Genomic DNA, 19,234 nt, shown 5'->3' on the forward strand with positions numbered 1-19,234 from the left:
TTTACCTTTTTTGGTTATTATCTTAATCTTTTACTTTTTTATTTTTTTCATTCAACAGTATAGGCGTTCCATATCCAAGTTCTTCTAATTTCTTTAGCTGTGTTTTTGCATCTCCAACAACTAAGTATATCATTTTATTAGGATCAAGATATTGATTAGCTAATGATTTAATCTGATCTACTGTCATTTCATTTACAATATCTTCTCGTTTAGTTATATAGTCTTTAGCATATCCTAAAGTACTTATATTAGTAAGCATATTTAATTTGGCACCTAGGGTTTCGAATGCTCTTGCATTACTTTTTATAAGTGAGCTTTTTGTTATTTCCAGATCATTTTCATTGTAATCTTTACCATAGTTTTCTAAAATCTCTTTTACCAAACTACTAGATTCATAGGTAACATTAGAACGTACTCCACTAGAAATTGAAAAAGATCCGGGAATTGTAGTTCCAGAAAATCGAGATCCTATTCCATAGGTATACCCTTTTCCTTCTCTTAATTGTTGTGTAAGTTGAGACGCGAATCCACCGCCACCAAGTCGGTAGTTCATAATTGTAGCAGGATAAAAATCTTTATCTGTGGCAGCCATTGCCGGATATCCAAAACGTATCATGGATTGTTTAGCTCCTGGCACATCATAAAAGTAAACGCGAGACCTTTCTGGAGCAGTTGGAGTATTTAGCTCTGGAAATACCACTTCTTTAACATCCCAGTTTTTATTCAATTCTGATAACGAAGCGCTTACTTGATCTTTAGAAATATCTCCCGCTAGATGAATTTTTGTAACCGATGGAGAAATATTGGAATTGTAATAACTTTTTAGATCTTCTACTGTAATTTCTTTAATTGTCTTTTCTGATCCTAAATTATTATAGGAGAGAATATGATCTTTACCATAGATTAGTTTTGCAAATTCATTAGTAGCGATACTTCTCGGACTTGCTTTTTGCTGTTGCAATTGGCTGCTGATGTCTTGTTTTATGAGTTCAAATTCTTTTTTATCCCATCTCGGTTCGAGAATAATCTCCTGAACTAATTTTATGGTTTTATCGTAGTTTTTAGATAAAGTACTACCGCTAATACTAATATTTTGATCAGTAGCATACATATTTATTATCGCTCCAAGACTTTCTATTTCATTTTCTAATTGTTCAGTGGTTTTGTTTTTAGTTCCTTTCATCATTAATCGAGCAAGCATGTTCGAAACACCTACTTTATCTGCTTGTTCTAGTAATAAACCACCTTTAATATCTATTCTAAACTGAACCAAAGGAACTTCATCGTTTTGAATTCCATATACTTTGAGTCCAGAGTTCAGATTATCTTCCCAAACTTCAGGAATTGTTACTTTAGGTGTTTCTCCATAAGGTGGTTCCTGAGATCGATCAAAACTAGACGGAGTCTTTTCGTAAGTAGCTGCTATGCTAGCATCAAAATTTTCTTCTGCTCCTTCTACTATTTTTTCTTCCACTATTTCTGCAAGTGTAGAGTTTGTAAGAATTAGGTCAGTTTGTCCAATAGGAACAAAACTTGTTGCTACAAAGTGTTTTCCTTTTATATATTGGTTATATACTCGCATTACATCATCGGTAGTAACAGCAAGTATGTTTTTTACATCCTGATTTATAAATCCAGGATCTCCTGCAAAAATTTCATATTGTGCTAGTTGAAACCCTTTTCCTAACACACTAGATAAACCATTGTAAAAGTTGGTCTCTTGTCCAGCTTTAATTCGATCTAAATCTTTCTGTGAGATTCCTTCTGCTTCAAATTTTGTGAAAGCTTCTTGTACAGCCTTGTCGATATCATTCAAGTTTACTTTTTCGAACCCTCGTATTTGTAATCTAAATTCACCAGCCAATTCCGAACCAAAATGAAACATAGTGACATTCGGAGCCAATTGCTTGTCATCGATTATTATCTCATTAAAAGGTGCTTTCTTTCCTTCGGATAAATAGCTTGATAACACTTGTAATGCATAAGAATCTGGATGATATTGATGTACTGCAGGCCAAGTCATTGTTAATTGAGGAAGTCTAGCAAAATTATCCTCGTAATATAGTTTTTTAGTTTCTGAAAGTGTTACAGGTTGTTTTTTTAAGGGAGTAATGTCTTCTCCACGTTTAATCTCATCAAAATATTTGTGAACCCATTCTTTTGCTTGGGCTGTATCAAAATCTCCGGCTATAGTAAGGGTTACATTATTAGGAACATACCACTTGTTATAGAAGTCTTTCACATCTTGTAAAGTTGCATTTTGAAGATCTTCTAACGAACCAATTACTTGCCAGTTATATGGATGTCCTTTTGGGAAAAGGTTTTTACCTATGACATAGGAAACATGTCCGTAAGGACGATTGTCAATGCTTTGTCGTTTTTCATTTTTTACAACTTGTTTTTCTTTGGCTAGCACAGGATCAGTAACGGTATTGATAAAGAACCCTAATTTATCTGCTTCTGCCCAGATCATTTTTTCTAGCGCATCTTTCGGAACTGTTTGGAAATAATTTGTTCTATCCCTACTGGTAGATCCATTAGCTCCAGAACCTCCAATTCTTGCACTCATTTTGTCCAATCCTCCTTTTCCAAGGTTTTCTGACTCTAGAAATAACAAGTGTTCAAACAAGTGTGCGAAACCTGTTCTTCCTTCTATTTCTCTAGCTGAACCAACGTGTGCTGTTAACGCTACTGCAACTACGGGATCAGAACGATCAACATGAAAGATAACCTGTAATCCATTATCCAAAGTAAATTTCTCGAAATCTACTTTAAATTCTTTTGTTTCTTTAGCAACCTTATCTTCGGTAACAGGAGTGTCTTTTTTGCAAGAAACGATAAGGGTTGTACATATAAAAACCCATAATAAAGATTTAGTTGTTTTCATAATTGATGAATTTACGCTTGTTTATTTTTTTTTGGAGTTGAATCATTTAAAATAATAAGCTTTTGCCATATTTTTCTACTCAATCCAGTCGTTAAAATTTCTATTTCATTTGCAGCATGTACTACTGTTTCTTCTGGAAGACTCTGTGAGTACAAAGCTGCTACTTTTCCTACTAATGCTGTCGCTTCTGAGCAATAGTCTAAATACCTCTGTAGCTCAAACCTTGTTAAAGTCCTTTTTGGAGAATTCTCAGTGGAGGTATTATCGCTATCGGTTAGGTTAGGATCTTTAGTGAGTTGATGCATATCGATAACATGAGCAATTCCTCTTAATTCATTGAGTGCTTTTAACGCTCTTTTGGTTTTTAACTTAGATTCTAAGGAAATCAAAAAGAAAATTGCCGCTCCTATCAAAATAATATCATTAAATATAGCTTCAGATAAGGAAACAATATTACCTAAAGTCGTGTTTTGAATTTCCCAATTAATATAGGTAACGCTATATACCAATCCACCTAATCCTACAAGAATAACCAGATATGCAAAAATTCTTAAGGATATATTTGGTTTAGAGATCCATTCTATATTCTGTTTACTATCTAGTGCTACGTGTAAAAAGTTGTGGCATACTTTTTCTAAACCTGAATTAGGAAATCTATCACGAATACGTTTTTCTAATAATGAAATAGTATCGATGATTTTTTCGGGTTGTAATTGCACATTTTTTTCCATTTATTTAATTAGGTAGGAAGCCTTTTTATAATAAACTTTATCTGTCCTCTATGATTAGATTCATGTTCACATACATGAAACCATTTTGCATAATTATTAGTTGGTTGATTACTAAAAAAAGATTCGGATTTCATGATCCATGTATCATCTCTTTTTGCAAATTCTTTTTTGGTGACCTCTCTTATTTCTTTAAGCGTTTGGAGATAATAATTAATAGGATTTCCTTTAATTATTTCTCTTCCTTTTTTACCTAAACCACTTGCGATATCCCATTCTTTTTTAATGTCCTCATCCCATTTACCCCAAGGAATTTCATCAAAAGTATTAAGTTGATAGTATCTTTCTGTAGCTGCTAGATGTAATAACATAGCACCAATAGAATTAGATTGTTCATCTATTTGAAAATCTAATTGTTCTATGGTAAGATCTTTTACGGTTCTGATAACCCAAGCTCTCATCATGGTCATAGTAGATAATAGAGTGCCAATCTGAGGAGAGTACCCTTTCTGAGGACCAACTAAGTAGATGTTATCAGTGGCGTCCGGAAGAACTGCTTCATTTGTAAAACTCATCAATGGAGTAGTAGCAATACCTGCTGCCAATATTGATGATCCTTTAATGAATTTTCTTCTAGTTGTAGTCTTTGATTCTTTCATCATCTTTCAGTTTTTTATGAGTCTCAATTAAAAATACTAATTTTAATTTCCGCTGACTGGAAATCCACGATCCCTCATTAGCGCTTCTATGTTAGCTTCTCTACCACGAAATAGCTTATAAGCTTCTGCAGGATCCATAGCGTTACGAGGAGCAAAAAGATATTTTACCAGTTTAGCTGCCAGATCTTTATCATAAAAGCCATCAGGAGCTTCTGCAAATGCCTCAGCGGCATCGGCTGTGAGAACATCTGCCCACATATATCCATAATAGGCTGTAGCATATCCTTCTCCAGAAAATACATGTCCAAAATGAGGAGTACGATGACGCATTACCAGTTCTTTAGGCATTTTTAGTTCGGATAAAGTTTCTTTTTCGAACGCATCTACATCAATATTAGTTGGGTCAGCTAAGTGAAATTTCATATCCATCAAAGCGGAAGCTAGATATTCGGTAGTGGCAAAACCTTGATTAAAGGTAGCTGCTTTTTTAACTTTTTCAACTAGTTCTTTTGGCATAGGCTCGCCAGTCTTAAAATGCACTAAATATGTATTGATAACTTTATCTGTAGCTAACCAACGCTCCAATAATTGTGACTGAAATTCTGTGTAATCACGCACACCACCGTTTAATGTAGGATATCTCACTTCAGAAGAGAAAAAGTGTAGTGCATGACCGAACTCATGAAAAAATGTTTCTGCATCGTCCCAAGAAACTAAGACAGGTTCTCCAGGAGCAGGTTTAACAAAATTAGAGTTATTAGAGGCTAAAACAGTTTTTTTACCATCAAAGGTGGTATGACTTCTATAAGTTGTAGCCCAAGCTCCAGAACGTTTTCCTGTTCTTGCAAAAGGGTCTAAATACCACAGGCCAATATGCTCTCCAGAGGATTTATCGTTTACCTCCCAAACATGCACATCTTCATGGAAAACAGGAACGCTTCCTTCAGCAACTGGAGTGAACTTGTAATTGAATAATTCTCCTGCCACAAAGAACATCGCTTCCCTGAGTTTGTCTAATTGTAGATATTGTTTTACTTCATCAGAATCAAGATCATATTTTTGCTTTCTTACTTTTTCTGCATAATATCTATAGTCCCAAGGTTCTATGGTAATATCATCTTTATTGTTATTAGCAATGGCTTGCATGTCTGATACTTCTTCTTTTACGCGTGCAATGGCAGCCGGCCATACCTCGTTCATTAGCTTCATTGCATTTTCGGGGTTTTTTGCCATACGGTTTTGTAATCTCCAATCTGCATAGTTATCATACCCTAACAATCCAACACGCTCTTTTCGAAGCTGTAATATTTTTGCAATATTCTCATTGTTATCTTTTTCATCTCCATTATCACCACGAGAATAATAATTTTTCCAAACCTGCTCTCGTAACTTTCTTTCGGTAGAATATTTTAGAAAAGGATCCATTGAAGATCTGGTATTCGTAACCGCATACATGTTTTGCTTTCCTCTATCATTAGCAGCTTTTTCATAAGCTTTAATTAAGGGGTCGGATAATCCTCCTAATTGATCTTTGGATAGGTAGGTTACATAACCTTCTTCGTCTGCTAAAATGTTATTAGAAAAGTTGGTGTATAACTCTGATAATTCTTTGTTAATGGCAGCGTACCTTTTCTTTTTTTCTTCATCCAATTCAGCTCCATTCATAGCAAATTGCTCATAAATTAATTGTACTACTCTTTGTTGATCGTCTTCTAATGGTTCCTTTTGTGAATTATCGTATACTGATTTTATTCGTTGGAATAATATCTTGTTTTGTGAGATTTTAGATCGAAAATCTGATAATTTTGGAGCCATTTCCTTCTGAATTTCTCTAAATTCAGGAGAGGATAGATTACTACTTAAAATACCATAGTAAGTAAAAACTCTATTAAGTTCTTTGCCAGACTTTTCGAATGGTACGATTGTATTCTCAAAAGTTGGACTTTCTTGGTTTGCAGTGATAGCATCAATATCTGACAGATTTAGTTTTATTCCTTTTTCTAAAGCTGGTTTGATATCTGAAATTTTCATTTTGTCAAAGGCGGGAACTCCTCCATAAGGTCCTGTCCATTCTTTTAATAAAGTATTTTCTGTATCAGTAGTTTCAGGTTGTAAATTTTCCACACTTTCTTTCTTTTTATTACAACTAGTTGTTATGATCAGGGAACAGATCAATAACTTAAATATTTTTGCGATGTGTTGAGCATTCATAAATTGAATATATTGAGTAAGTCGTTTATGCTAAATTCTAAACTTATTATTGTTAGTTAGGAATATAGCATTTACAAAAAATAGTTTTCCATTTTGCCAAAAGGATCTAAACAAAGGATTGTCTACTAAATAAACAATACTTCCGCTTCCCATTCTAGCCTCTCCAAAAACTAATGAATTTTTAAGTCCTTTTAATGCATCTTTCCCAGAAAACCCAGAAACACTTGTAGGCTCTTGCATATAGGCAACATTATATCCGTTTTGGAGAAATTTATAAGAACTACTTCCTAACTTAAGACTGAAATAAGTGTCGCTATATCCAAACGCTAATGGGTGCGATGGATCAACTTTGGTTTTATAGATACTTCCTGTTATAAAGTTTTTTACGCTTTCTCGCTCACGTTTATCATAAGGAATTAGATTTCCTAAAGAATCTTTTTTCTTTTCTTTTGGTTTATTGTGCTTAAGATCAAATCCGTCTTTATTTGCAAAAGCACTCACTGCATTGGCAATTGCAATTACTTTTCCTCCACTTCTAATCCAACTTTTTAGTTTGTTTAGAGCGCTTTCATCTAAATAACCACCGTAATAGCCATTAGGTAGTATTAGCACATCATATTTGCTTAAATCTACTCTTTTAAAATAATCAGTATCAATAGAGGTAATGGGATATTGAAGCTGTTTTTCAAAGAAATGCCAAATCTCACCATAACTTAATGATGAGGTGTAATTTCCTTTTAATACAGCTATACGTTGATTGTTAATTAGTTTTACATCTGGTGATCCAAAGTCTACTCCATTATTAGCAAAGCTGGTTGCTGCAGCGTGTAACTTTCTATTATGTTTGCTAGCAATATCTATCACCGTCTTGTCATAATCTTTTGTTTTACGATTATCACTTTTAGTAATGATAAGACTTCCTTTTTTAAATTGTACACCATTGTTAGTGAAGTCTTTCTCACTGAATCTAACTTTTATCTTATTTCTTAATAGTTCTGCTAGGAAAGCAGCATCGTCCATACTATTCCATTTAGAAATATATCCAGCACCAGAGGTATTAGCAGTATTATTAGCCTTCACAGAAGATTTTGTTGCATTTGCTGGTATTAATGAAGTAGAAGCGATAGCTTCTAAACCATAAGCATGCGGGATGCTCCAAGCGGTAATATCATAAGTAAGAGGATCATTTAACTTTGCATCTGGCTCAAATAATACTTTTACCATTTTACCTTTTGGTTGATCCGTACTTACGACCAAAGCACCTTTTGCATCTATACTACCTTGTTTATTTTCTCTAAAATTAAAACCAGATATTTTCGCACTATTTGTATACCCATATTTGATCTCATGTTTGTCCAATAACTCAGTTAAAGCCTTGATCTTATCGGCAGTTCCATTCAATACATAACTTTTATATTTAAGTGCGGCATTATTAAAGAATTTTTTAAATTCAGTGTTTAATTTCTCCGCATTTTTGGAAGATATTTCTACCGTAGATAATCCAGTAGTAGTATGATGTAGTGCACGATCTTTTAAAGTAAGAACATATCCTTCATCGGTTTGGATCCCTAAACCGGCACGACCATGCCCAGCTTGCTCGTAAGTCATTCCTATTGCTCCCATAAAAGTAGGATAGGTATCACCATAACTAGGATATAATAGGTCAAAACGTTCCCTTGTAAAAAACAACCAACCTTCTGCATCAAAATATTTCGCATGATTTTTTCCTATCTGAGTCTGGAAATCACGCTGCCATGGAGTTATGATCTCATGGAACGGTTCTGCTGCTGGAGCAAAATAATAAGGTTCATTAATTCCTTGTTCATGGAAATCTACATGAACATGAGGCATCCATTTGTTATAAGCAGTTAGTCTGCTGTAAGATTCTACCTGTGTAGCCCATGCCCAATCTCTATTCAAATCAAAAAGATAGTGATTTGGTCTTCCGCCTGGCCAAGGTTCATTATGTTCAGTAGCATTTTGATCCGTATTATATGGTGTTGCTTTTACTTGATTGTACCAATTAGCATATCGATCTCTACCATCTGGATTTACACAAGGATCTATAATAACCACTGTATTTTGTAGCCAATCTTTTTTTGTGGTTATTAATTCATAAATAGTTGTCATAGCAGCTTCTGTGCTTGAAGCTTCATTTCCATGTACATTATAACTCAACCAAACTATCGCAACTTTTGGCGTACTATTACCACTAACAATTCCAGTATTTTTAAGATGGTCTAATCTTATGTTTTCTATGTTTGATTGATTCTCTTTGCTAGTTACGATAGCATAGGTTAGAGGTCTTCTCTCATTAGTCTTTCCATACTTATGATAAGTAACCAAATCAGAGTTGTCAGCAACATGCTTGAAATAATTAATAACCTCTGCATGACGTGTAAATTGACTTCCAATTTCATAACCAAGAAATTGCGCTGGCGATTGAAGTGTGTTTTGAGCATATGCCCAAGAAGAAACAATAAATAGTAGTGTGAAGAGTGTTTTTTTCATTGATGAGTTTTTAATTTTGGTAAAATACCGCCTTAAATTTAGGATATATATTGTATTAACTAAAATTTAGTATTTAAGATATCCTTATTCTTAATATTTCTGTTTTCAAAAGTAATGTGTTCTGGTAAATTCTGCTTTTACTATTAAAAAAAATATAAAATAATCCATGCAATAACAATCTCTTGTATATTTATCGATCAAAAAAGAACACCCTATGCCAAGTGACTGTATTCCGTTTAGAAAAACAAATTACTTTTCTTCATTTATTTGTGATTACTTAGACGAAAAAGCCGAGCTAAAAGAGTTTTATCATAGATTTCCTAAATTAGAAAGTTTCGAGGCGCAGATTTTAGAAAAACAACAGTCATTTTCTGATCAAAATCGTTCTGTTTTACAACAATCTTTAATTGCTCAATATGAAGACTTTAAAGTGACTTCGAGTACTAAAGAGAATTTAGATAAGCTATCTAATCACAATACATTTACAGTTACTACTGGACATCAATTAAACCTGTTTACAGGTCCTTTATATTTCTTATATAAAATAGTTTCTACAATTAATCTATCGATTACTTTAAAAGAAAGATATCCTAATTATGACTTCGTGCCAGTATATTGGATGGCCACTGAAGATCATGATTTTGATGAGATTAATTATTTTAATTTCAAAGGAAAAAAGATTCAATGGAATCGACCAGACGGAGGAGCTGTTGGAGTTTTTGAAACTGAAGGTTTGGATAAAGTTTTTGAAATATTTTCGGCCGAATTAGGATCTGGCCGGAATGCAGAAAAGTTGAGGTCTTTATTTCAGGAAGCATATTTAAATCATCATAATTTGGCGGATGCAACTAGATATTTGGCAAATGAATTATTTGGAGAATATGGATTAGTTATTGTAGATGGAGATGATAAAGAATTGAAACGATTATTTATTCCTTTTGTGCAAAAAGAACTAGAAGAACAAGTTTCTTACAAAAATGTTTTACCAAAAGCTGAAAAGTTAGCTGCAAAAGGATATAAAATACAGGTAAACCCACGCGAAATTAATTTGTTTTACCTCTCTGAAGGTATTCGAGAAAGAGTTATTGAAAAGGAAGGGAGTTATTATGTAAATGATACTGATATCGTTTGGAGTAAGAATGAAATATTACAAAAGCTTCGGGATACTCCAGAACAGTTTAGTCCCAATGTGATGATGCGACCACTGTATCAAGAAGTTATTTTACCAAACTTATGTTATATAGGTGGTGGCGGAGAACTAGCATATTGGTTAGAGCTCAAGGATTATTTTGATAATGTTCAGATTCCATTCCCGATGTTATTGTTGCGTAATTCTGTATTAATGCAAACAGCAAAACAATCTGCGAAAATTGAAAAATTAGCTGTAACCACCACAGAATTATTTTTAAAACAACATGAGCTCATTAATAGAAAAGTACGACAGATATCTAATATAGATATCAATTTTGATCCGCAACGTAATCATTTAAAAGAGCAGTTTAAAGCAATGTATGAGTTAGCAGAGCAAACGGATGTTACCTTCAAGAATGCTGTAAAAGCGCAAGAAGTAAAACAACTTAAGGGATTGGATATGTTAGAAAAGAGATTGCTAAAAGCTCAGCGATTAAAGTTAAAAGACCATGTAGGTAGATTAACTAATATTCAAAATGAATTATTTCCTAACCAGAGTTTGCAAGAACGTACTACAAATTTTTCTGAAATGTATTTAGAATATGGAGAGGAACTAATTCCAATGTTATTGAAATATTTAGATCCTTTAAAAGGAGAGTTTGCAGTGATAACAAATTAGGTTGCTTATCATATTCTTATTTAAAATTGGGAACTAAACTTTCTCCTAGCTCTTCTATTACATCACTCGCAGGCCTAGATCCGTATTTTAGATTAATAATTACATGATTAACTCCAGAGGATTCTAAAGTTTTTAGATGTTCTATAGCGTAAGATATTCCTGATTGGAATCCCAAATGAATTCCCTTTGGAGTTGCTTCAGGATCTTCTAATAAATCAATATATAGAGATTGCATATAAGGTTTCCAAGGTTGTTCGTTTTTTTCTAAAGCGTTTAACCAATCAGACATAGTACGTTGTAAGAAAGCAAAATCTCTCGGATAGTATAGCCAACCATCTGCATTTTTTGCAATCCAATCTAGAGACTGTCCGGAATGACCGGTTACCAGCATTGGAGTCGTATACTCTGATTTTGGAAGTAAGTCAATTCTGCCATCAATTACACCATAATATCTAGATTGATGTAATGGGAAATCATTTTGTAATGCTTTTATATATTGAAAACTATCACGAAAAAGTTCGCTCTTTTCATGTAGTTTATAGTTGAATGCTGGATATTCTATAGGACGATCTCCTGATGCAGCCCCAATAATAATTCTTCTTTTAGATAGGTGTTGTAAACTTTGGATGGATTTTGCTGTATGAATTGGATGTCGCAAGGGAAGAATTATACTTCCTGTAGCGAGCATAATATCTTTAGTTTGATTCATCATGTGAGTCATATAGATCCAAGGATCATATAATTGTCCTGCATCACCAAAAGAAGGATCATGAAATGGAACATCACGGAACCATAGCGCTTTAAAACCAAGTTCTTCAGCTCTTTTTGCAAGTTTTTCTTGGTTTTCCATTTTTGCTATTGCTCCCTGATACGATTCTAGTGGAAATACGAGTCCTAAACTTAACTTATTTTTGGAAGCTATTTTTTGTAATGACTTCATATTTCTATGATAAAATTGAATTGGTAATTGCTATTAATTCTTTGATTTTATTGGAGTCATATGCATCAGGATGCGCTTGCGAGAAAATACCTTTATCATTATCAAAATATTTACCAGAACTATTGCTGTGCTCATCAGAAATAGCTAGACTACATAAGATATTTACACCTTTCTCTGGAGGAGCCCAATGGGTTCCATATGCTTCCTGAACCATACGAGTATTAAGTAATGAACCTGGATTTACCGCGATGATATTAATATCACTGTATTCCTTGGCAAGATGGAAACTCCACATAGTCAATGCAAGCTTACTTTCTGCATAAGCTTCTTGTTCCGATAATGCTAGAGAATTGGATAGCGCTTCAAGTTGAACGGATGATTGCGCGGCAGAACTAAGATTGATGATTCTTGGCGAAGTACCTTTTTGTAAAAGTGGAATTAGTTTTTTGGTAAGGAGAAAAGGAGCAAGGTAATTTACTACAAATCTAATGTCTATGCCATTTTCATTATGTGATATTTTACTTTTAAAAACCCCAGCATTATTTATCAATACATCAATATGTGATACTTCTTTCTCAATTTCAAGCACCATTTTTTCTACACTATCTAAATTGGAAAGATCTGCTAAAAACCCATTTGTATTTTTATTACCTGTACTTTCTTGAATTTCTAGAATTGTATTTTCTAGTTTTTGTTTGTTTCTGCCATGTACAAAAACGCTATGTCCTTGTTTGGCTAGTTCGATAGCTGTTAATTTTCCAATTCCGTCTGTACTACCTGTGATAAATATGGTTTTCATAAGAATGATTTATTTTGAAATTTGCTTTGCAAGACCTTCTTTGTGTTTTACATATATGTTAGACTCCTATAACTTTAATACTTCCATTGGTTTTTATATAAAGAAGTACCTCTTGGTTGTTTTTGTTGTTAAGAGTATGAATGGCTTTATCCGTTGATCCAAAGTAACTTCCAGTGTCCAGAACTTTTGTTTCATTACTGCTGGGCATTACGTAATTCAGTTCTCCCTTAATAAGTACCGAATGCAAAACAGAACCATTACTTTCTATTTGTCCATTAAAGTTTTCGGGTAGTTTTATAAAAATACCTCTCATATGATCTTCGGATTTACGATCCCATAAAAAGCTAATTTTTGCATTACTAGAAGAAGAGATCCAATCAGATTGATGATGATCTAACCAAACTATATTCGTAATATCAATATTTATAGGCCGTTCACCACTGTCAAAGGCTTCTTCTATTGGTTTTACAAGGTAAGGTCCCTTATCAATTTCTACCAAAGCGATATTCTCAGTTCCTTTTGCAGAAGTAATATGAGCTTCTCCCTTAGGTTGTGTCCAGAAACTACCAGTTTTCATCCACATATTTTCTGCCTTAGGGTCGTCGTTATGTATACTCCCTTTAATAACTACTGCTCTATACGTAGCGTTATGAATATGCGGAGGAGATGAAAAACCATCTACGAATTTAGCAAGAAATCCAGTAGGTACTTCCTCTTTTCGATCGCCCCAAATAGTTCCTGCCTGAGGACTTTGATCACCACGAGCTGGATTTAACTTTTCCCAGATAATTTCTGAACTTAAAAGAACTTTATTAATGTGTTTGGTAATATTCTTAGGCTTTGATTCAATCTTTGTAGTCTCCTCCATGGAATTATTTTCCTGCTTACAGGATACCGATAATAATATTATTGAGGAAATAAAAAATAAAATTGATTTCTTATGAAACTTCCGAAAAAAGAAATGTGAATAGATCATTTTAATATGAATTTAAATTATTATTTCTTGGAAAAAGCTATGAGTTTACTAGATGAAAAAAAGAAGTTTAAAAAAACCTTGTTTTTATGAGTAATAAAACACATACCTTCTATTTATTAAAGATAAAACCAGGTGCTTTTTTATCAGTGCGGTTATGTGAAAAACATTAACTCTATTGCTTTAATCAAGCTTGTTTTCAAGAAAATACTTCTTAAGTATAGCATGTATTATCTAATTAAAGTCATTTCATGTAGGGTAAAATCTTCTACCGCTCCATCAGTGGCTTCCATGTATGAAGCTAGATGAGAATTATTCATATGTTGCTGCCATAATTCTCTGCTTTCCCAGTTCTCATAAAACAGAAATAAGTTTTCATTTTCATTATCCTGATGTAAGTCGTAGTTGATACAACCTTTTTCTGCTCGGGTAATATCTATAAGTTTTAGTAATTCAGTTTTTACTAAATCTCTTTTCTCTTCCTTTGCAAGAATTTTTGCAACAATGGTAAGTTTTTGTGTTGTCATCTTTTTTTATTTAAATCGTTTTTATACTAAGCTAAATCATCTTTTGCTTCTATGAGAAAATGATGGCTTATAGCACCAGATGTTCTGGCTTCTAGATGAGGAGCATACTCAGGATCTTTCATAAAGTTAGTAGCTGCTTCTTTAGAAGGCCATTCTAAAATGATCCTAAGTGCTGCATTTTGTGCTTGTCCCTCTATTTGTTCGTGGGAAGTTGTTCTTGCTAAATATTTTCCACCATGTTTTTTTACAATATCTCCAGACACGGAAACATAATCAGAAACCCATTCATTATTGGTTGGTGTTACATCTAGTACAGAATAATATGCCATGATTTTATTTTTTATGTTAGTTTAATAGGGTGATGATTTCCTCTTCTGGTAATCTAGATTTTGGAGTTTTGTTCGGAATGTTAAAGTCTGACTCATCGCGATAACCTAAAGCTACCACTGCTACCGAAGTAAACCCTTTTTTACGTAAATCGAATTCTTCGTCCAATGCTTTTAGGTCTACACCTTCCATAGGAAGAGCATCTATACCTAGCGTTGCTGCTCCAAGTAAAAAATTACCGATATTTAGATATACTTGTTTTTCTAGCCAATGCTGAAAATCTTTCACATCGTAGCGATGAATATCAGCAAAAATATTTCTAGCGTTGTATACATTTTGTTTAATCTCATCATTCGGAAATCGTTTATTTTGATCTTCTTGCTTCAATAGGTGCTGCATATATTCTTCATCAGCACTAGTTTTAGAACAAAATAGAACAACGTGGGAAGCCTTTAAGATTTTTGGTTCATTAAAATGAAAAAAGCCTTGTGCTCCTTTAGCAATTCTGCTTTTTCCTTCTTCCGTATTGGCAATTACAAAATGCCAAGGTTGAATATTGGTACTAGATGGACTATATCTTAGTAGCGCTTTTAATTGTTCAAAATTATCATCAGAAATTTTTTTGTTTGGGTCAAAACTCTTAGTTGAGTACCTCCAATTAAGTATTTTCTTTATATCCATTTTATTACTATAAAAATTATAGTAGCAAAACTAACTATAGTTTAATACCTTTGCAATAACGGTCAAAAATGATAGTATAAGAAAATGAAAGAATCTGCACCAAAAATGTTAAAATTTAAGGGTAAAGAGTATCCTTGTTGTGCCAGCTTAACTATGGGGATCATAGGAGGAAAGTGGAAAACAGTAATATTGTTTCATTTGCTCGATGGTACGCTTAGATATAGTGAGTTACGAAAGGAGATGCCAACAGTTACGGAGCGTACTTTAAGTCTTCAGTTAAAAGCACTAGAAGAAGACGGGTTAATTCATAGAAAAGTATATACTTCTAAACCTCCATTGAAGGTAGAATATTCCTTAACAGATTTTGGTAAAACTTTAACACCATTAATTCAATCGATAGCTAATTGGGGAGATTTCGTTTTAGAAAATTATGCTGATTAGAAACTTTTATCTAAGAACTTAGATCTTTTGAGAAATATATTCGTCTGTGTCCCTCGGGAAAGTTATTAATTTCTCCTATTGGCTGGTACCCATTTTTTAGGTAAAAACCTTCAGCTTGGAAGTCAAAAGTATCCACCATAGCGGTTTTTACACCTTTTGTTTTAGCGAGATGTTCTACATGGGCTAGTAATCGAGATCCAATTCCATTTTTTCTATAAGATTCTTTTACCCATAGTATTTTAATTTCTAATCCATTCCAGTATCCAATACCTCCTAAAATTCCACCTATTTCTTCTCCGTCTGAATTTGTAGTTACAAACTCCAAAGGAGTCCAAATCTCTGAAAGAGCAGCTACTTTGCTAAGATTATATGAATTAAGTCCATCAACTATGGTTTTTATATTTTCTTTATTACAGGGGTTGATGGTAAATTCTGCTATCATTTCCTTTTTTCTAAGAAATCGTGCGCAATGTAATAAGTTTAATAGATAAACTTAATTTTATATTATAAGTTTAGAATCATGTCAATTAGAACATTATTGCTTGGAATTTCCAGTTTTTTACGTAATCGATACCGTGCTTTTCGAACACCTTCTTGTGTTATATTTAGAATGGTGGCAATTTCTTTAGAGGATAGGTTCATTTTAAGCAGGGCCATAAGACGTAATTCATTGGTGGTAACATTAGGGTACTGGTTTTTAATTTTGCTGTAGAAATCTTTATGAATTTGTTCAAAATGCTTTTTGAAGTGATCCCAATGATGATCATCTTTAAAATCGAAGTTTATAATCTGAAGTACTTTTTGATAATTGTATTGTGCATTTTGATCTTCAGCAAATCTCATTACTTCTACCTCTTCTTTTAAGTGTTCTAAAACTTTATTCTTTTTTACAAGACGAAGAGAGTTGGTGGTTAGCTCCTTGTTCTTAGTATCTAATTCTTTGTTTAACAATGCTTTTTCGAGACAACTAAGTTTAAATTTTTTTCTAAAAAAGAATACGAAAATTCCAAGTGTTAAGACTCCAATTCCAAGACTCAAGGTCAATAATAGATTTTTGGATTTTGCATATTCATTTTCTTTCTCTAATTCATGAATTTTAAGTTCCTTTTTGTTTGTTTGAAATTGAGTTTCTAGTACTCTAGCTTGCGCCTTTTTTTCTATGGAATCTAACGAGTCCTTAATTTTTGATAGGTTTTTGTAGTATTGATAAGCAGCTACACTATTGTTCGATTTTTCTGCTAATAATGCTAGCGTTTTATTTGCTTCTTTTTCAGCGTTGAGGTCTAAAGCTATCTTTGCAGATCGTAGTGATTTTTCTGCATAATAATTGGCAGAGTCTAGTTGATTTAGTTCTAATAATGATTTCGCAATATAATTTTGAGTGCTTGCTTTTTGAATATGATCCCCTTTATTGCTGAAGTTTTGTAATGCTCGTTTTAGGTGTAGAAGTCCTTTGTTGTAGCGTTTCATATGGTAATAAGTGTTACCAATATCCGATTCTATTAACGCAATCGTTTTTGGACTTTCTATTCTAAATGATAAAGATTTTTGGAGGTAACTTAATGCTTTAGTATGATTACCCAAGCCATTATAACTAATTCCTATATTTCTTAGAGTTGCACTTAAATGGGTTTTGTTTCCAGTTTCTCTTATAACAGGTAGTGATTCCTCTAAGTATTTCAATGCTTTATCGTACTCTTCTTGTTTTATTAATATATTGCTAATCTTAAAGTAGGTACGGGCGACACCTGACTTATTTTTTAATTTTTCATATAGTTGATTTGCTTTTATATAATATTCTAACGCTTTCTTTTGGTATTTCATGAGACTGTATGAAACCCCTGTATTTTCAATGGATTTTATATAAGAGATAGAATCATTTAATGATATGAATATGTTGCCAGCTGCGTTGAAGCTTTCAATAGCATCATAGTATTGATTTAAATGATTATGAACTACACCAATTTGGTGAAATGCAGAAGCTTGCCCCCAAGAATGCCCTATTTCTTGGTTGATTTTCAAGGCTTTCTCAAAATGAACTAATGCAGAATCATATTCTTTTTGATAATAATATACTACCCCAAGACAGTTGTAAGAACCAGCCATCCCTCGCGGTTTGTTAATATTTTGAGCTATTTTTAAAGCTGCTCTAATTTGTTTTTTAGCTAAAAATGAATTCGAAGTAGCGTATTGTATTCCAATATCATTAAAGGCTTTGATTAAAGTGGTGTCGGGAGTGTTTTTATTCTTTGTTATTCGATATAGGCTATCTACTATTTTTTGATTTTGTGCTGAAGCATTAGTATAAACTAATATCACTAAACAGAGTATGCTTCTTGCATCAAAAAACTTCATTATCTAGGGTATGGAGGTTAAAAGAGGGGCAAAAATAATTTATTGTTCAAAAACTTGATGGTCGTTAACACATAGGTAATGTAATCTTAAAATTAAGATTCTTATTGAACACAGCTGTTGGCTTTTAGCTTAATTTGATATGATTAAAAAAGTAGATAGAAAAGAGTGCCTGGTAAATAGAATACTAGTGTTGTGCATAACAGTTTTTCATAGTGGTTTGTTTTGAGGTCTTACTTTTTAATACATATGTGTTATATCATTTATAAACGCAAAACCTTAATTAGATTAGGGGTAATATTACGGATTAAATAATTTTAATTAGATAATAACGTTATGATAACAAACTCCAATCGTCATGAAATTATATACTCTTTTTACAGCCTTATTGTTGATATTAACTATGAACCTTTTTGCTCAGGAAAAGGTATTAGTGTTTACTAAAACTAATGGTTTTACACATCCCTCAATTGGTGCTGGAATTACAATGATTCGAGATCTAGGAAATGATAATGGTTTGTGGATAACTGATGATACTGATGATGCAAATGCTTTTACAGATGCTAATCTGTCTCAATATGCAGCCGTTATTTGGTGCAATACGAGTGGTAATAATTTATTGAATGCTTCTCAACGGGAAGCTTTTGAAAATTTTATAGCCTCCGGTGGTGGTTTCCTGGGGATTCATGCGGCTACTGATACATACAGAGATCGAAGCTGGCCTTTTTATAATGAGCTCGTTGGTGGTATTGTACAATCCGGCCCTAATCATACCAGTAATAATTTTAATGCAGATATGACTATTGTAAATTCCCATCCATCTGTAGATTTTATTGGAAACGTTGGTGATATTTGGAATAAATCGGAGGAATATTATTACTGGAAGAATAATGGAGGGCAGCTGTTTAATGGTAATATAGATGTATTAATGGTTGAATCTACAGGTTCTAATGATTATGATGAGGCGAGACCCATTTCCTGGTATAAAGAATATGCAGGAGGAAGGTCTTTTTATACAGCTTTAGGGCACAATTCGAGTGATTATACAAACAACACAAATTTTATAAAGCATGTAGAGGAAGGTATTAAATATGTTATTGGCAATACGTTAAGTGTTGGTAATCCAGAGCAAAAAATACCCCTTCAGATTGCCCCAAACCCAGTTCAAGACGTTATGCGACTTTCTACTTCAGGAATGCTTAGTTCTAAATCATTAATGATTTATAATGTAAATGGAAAGCTTGTTTATAAAAGTGAAATTCCTGCAGAAGTTCCCTATACAGATATTAACCTCGAAAAATTAGCTAGCGGTTTATATATAGGAAGTCTCATATCTAATAATGAACAAAGCACTTTTAAATTTGTAAAAAGGAATTAGAATATCATCT

Annotated in this window: 16 protein-coding genes; 3 read left to right on the plus strand and 13 right to left on the minus strand. The window is 33.1% G+C overall.

Going from position 1 to position 19,234, the window contains the following annotated elements; all coding sequences use genetic code 11:
* Positions 1 to 22: 22 nt before the first annotated feature.
* From Q1A73_RS14070 to Q1A73_RS14090, 5 genes are read right to left on the minus strand one after another with little or no spacing between them, the layout of a single operon-like run.
* The gene (locus Q1A73_RS14070) at positions 23 to 2,887 is read right to left on the minus strand and encodes a pitrilysin family protein (protein WP_299606782.1); all 2,865 of its coding nucleotides are present in this window, start codon (positions 2,885 to 2,887) and stop codon (positions 23 to 25) included.
* 11 nt (positions 2,888 to 2,898) lie between these two features.
* On the minus strand, positions 2,899 to 3,618 hold the full coding sequence (locus Q1A73_RS14075; protein WP_299606783.1) for a hypothetical protein: 720 nt from the start codon (positions 3,616 to 3,618) through the stop codon (positions 2,899 to 2,901).
* 8 nt (positions 3,619 to 3,626) lie between these two features.
* Positions 3,627 to 4,277, minus strand: a complete 651-nt coding sequence (locus tag Q1A73_RS14080; RefSeq protein ID WP_299606784.1) for a DinB family protein — start codon at positions 4,275 to 4,277, stop codon at positions 3,627 to 3,629.
* A gap of 39 nt (positions 4,278 to 4,316) precedes the next feature.
* Positions 4,317 to 6,485: a M3 family metallopeptidase gene (locus tag Q1A73_RS14085; RefSeq protein WP_299606786.1), complete on the minus strand. Its 2,169-nt coding sequence runs from the start codon at positions 6,483 to 6,485 to the stop codon at positions 4,317 to 4,319.
* 30 nt (positions 6,486 to 6,515) lie between these two features.
* Positions 6,516 to 8,996 carry a M14 family metallopeptidase gene (locus Q1A73_RS14090; RefSeq protein WP_299606788.1) on the minus strand — a complete coding sequence of 827 codons (2,481 nt, stop codon included), beginning with the start codon at positions 8,994 to 8,996 and terminating at the stop codon, positions 6,516 to 6,518.
* Between the two features lie 214 nt (positions 8,997 to 9,210).
* On the opposite strand from Q1A73_RS14090, the gene bshC reads away from it, so the two are divergent.
* Positions 9,211 to 10,806, plus strand: a complete 1,596-nt coding sequence (gene bshC / locus Q1A73_RS14095; protein WP_299606790.1) for a bacillithiol biosynthesis cysteine-adding enzyme BshC — start codon at positions 9,211 to 9,213, stop codon at positions 10,804 to 10,806.
* Positions 10,807 to 10,822: 16 nt separating this feature from the next.
* Here the strand turns inward: bshC and Q1A73_RS14100 are convergent, their stop codons facing one another.
* The 6 genes from Q1A73_RS14100 to nfsB all read right to left on the minus strand — a co-directional run bounded on the left by Q1A73_RS14100 (position 10,823) and on the right by nfsB (position 15,053).
* Positions 10,823 to 11,746, minus strand: a complete 924-nt coding sequence (locus tag Q1A73_RS14100) for an LLM class oxidoreductase (protein ID WP_299606792.1) — start codon at positions 11,744 to 11,746, stop codon at positions 10,823 to 10,825.
* 4 nt (positions 11,747 to 11,750) lie between these two features.
* A complete protein-coding gene (locus tag Q1A73_RS14105) occupies positions 11,751 to 12,545 on the minus strand; it encodes an SDR family NAD(P)-dependent oxidoreductase (protein WP_299606794.1) in 795 nt (264 codons plus the stop codon).
* Between the two features lie 58 nt (positions 12,546 to 12,603).
* Positions 12,604 to 13,413 carry a DUF4437 domain-containing protein gene (locus Q1A73_RS14110; RefSeq protein WP_299606796.1) on the minus strand — a complete coding sequence of 270 codons (810 nt, stop codon included), beginning with the start codon at positions 13,411 to 13,413 and terminating at the stop codon, positions 12,604 to 12,606.
* Positions 13,414 to 13,748: 335 nt separating this feature from the next.
* Positions 13,749 to 14,045 (minus strand): putative quinol monooxygenase, encoded by a 297-nt coding sequence (locus Q1A73_RS14115; protein WP_299606798.1) that lies wholly within the window; start codon positions 14,043 to 14,045, stop codon positions 13,749 to 13,751.
* A 26-nt stretch (positions 14,046 to 14,071) separates the two neighbouring features.
* Entirely contained in the window at positions 14,072 to 14,374 is a 303-nt protein-coding gene (locus Q1A73_RS14120; RefSeq protein ID WP_299606800.1) for a DUF1330 domain-containing protein, read from the minus strand.
* Between the two features lie 16 nt (positions 14,375 to 14,390).
* Entirely contained in the window at positions 14,391 to 15,053 is a 663-nt protein-coding gene (nfsB, locus tag Q1A73_RS14125) for an oxygen-insensitive NAD(P)H nitroreductase (protein ID WP_299606801.1), read from the minus strand.
* A gap of 105 nt (positions 15,054 to 15,158) precedes the next feature.
* On the opposite strand from nfsB, the gene Q1A73_RS14130 reads away from it, so the two are divergent.
* Positions 15,159 to 15,494: a helix-turn-helix domain-containing protein gene (locus Q1A73_RS14130; RefSeq protein WP_299607231.1), complete on the plus strand. Its 336-nt coding sequence runs from the start codon at positions 15,159 to 15,161 to the stop codon at positions 15,492 to 15,494.
* Between the two features lie 10 nt (positions 15,495 to 15,504).
* On the opposite strand, the gene Q1A73_RS14135 is transcribed toward Q1A73_RS14130, so the two are convergent.
* Both Q1A73_RS14135 and Q1A73_RS14140 read right to left on the minus strand, forming a co-directional pair.
* Positions 15,505 to 15,936 (minus strand): GNAT family N-acetyltransferase, encoded by a 432-nt coding sequence (locus tag Q1A73_RS14135; protein WP_299606804.1) that lies wholly within the window; start codon positions 15,934 to 15,936, stop codon positions 15,505 to 15,507.
* 62 nt (positions 15,937 to 15,998) lie between these two features.
* Positions 15,999 to 17,849, minus strand: a complete 1,851-nt coding sequence (locus Q1A73_RS14140; RefSeq protein ID WP_299606806.1) for a tetratricopeptide repeat protein — start codon at positions 17,847 to 17,849, stop codon at positions 15,999 to 16,001.
* A gap of 355 nt (positions 17,850 to 18,204) precedes the next feature.
* On the opposite strand from Q1A73_RS14140, the gene Q1A73_RS14145 reads away from it, so the two are divergent.
* Positions 18,205 to 19,224: a ThuA domain-containing protein gene (locus Q1A73_RS14145; RefSeq protein WP_299606808.1), complete on the plus strand. Its 1,020-nt coding sequence runs from the start codon at positions 18,205 to 18,207 to the stop codon at positions 19,222 to 19,224.
* The last annotated feature ends 10 nt before the right edge of the window (positions 19,225 to 19,234 follow it).

The sequence above is a fragment of the uncultured Aquimarina sp. genome (assembly GCF_947492115.1).
Classification (GTDB): domain Bacteria; phylum Bacteroidota; class Bacteroidia; order Flavobacteriales; family Flavobacteriaceae; genus Aquimarina.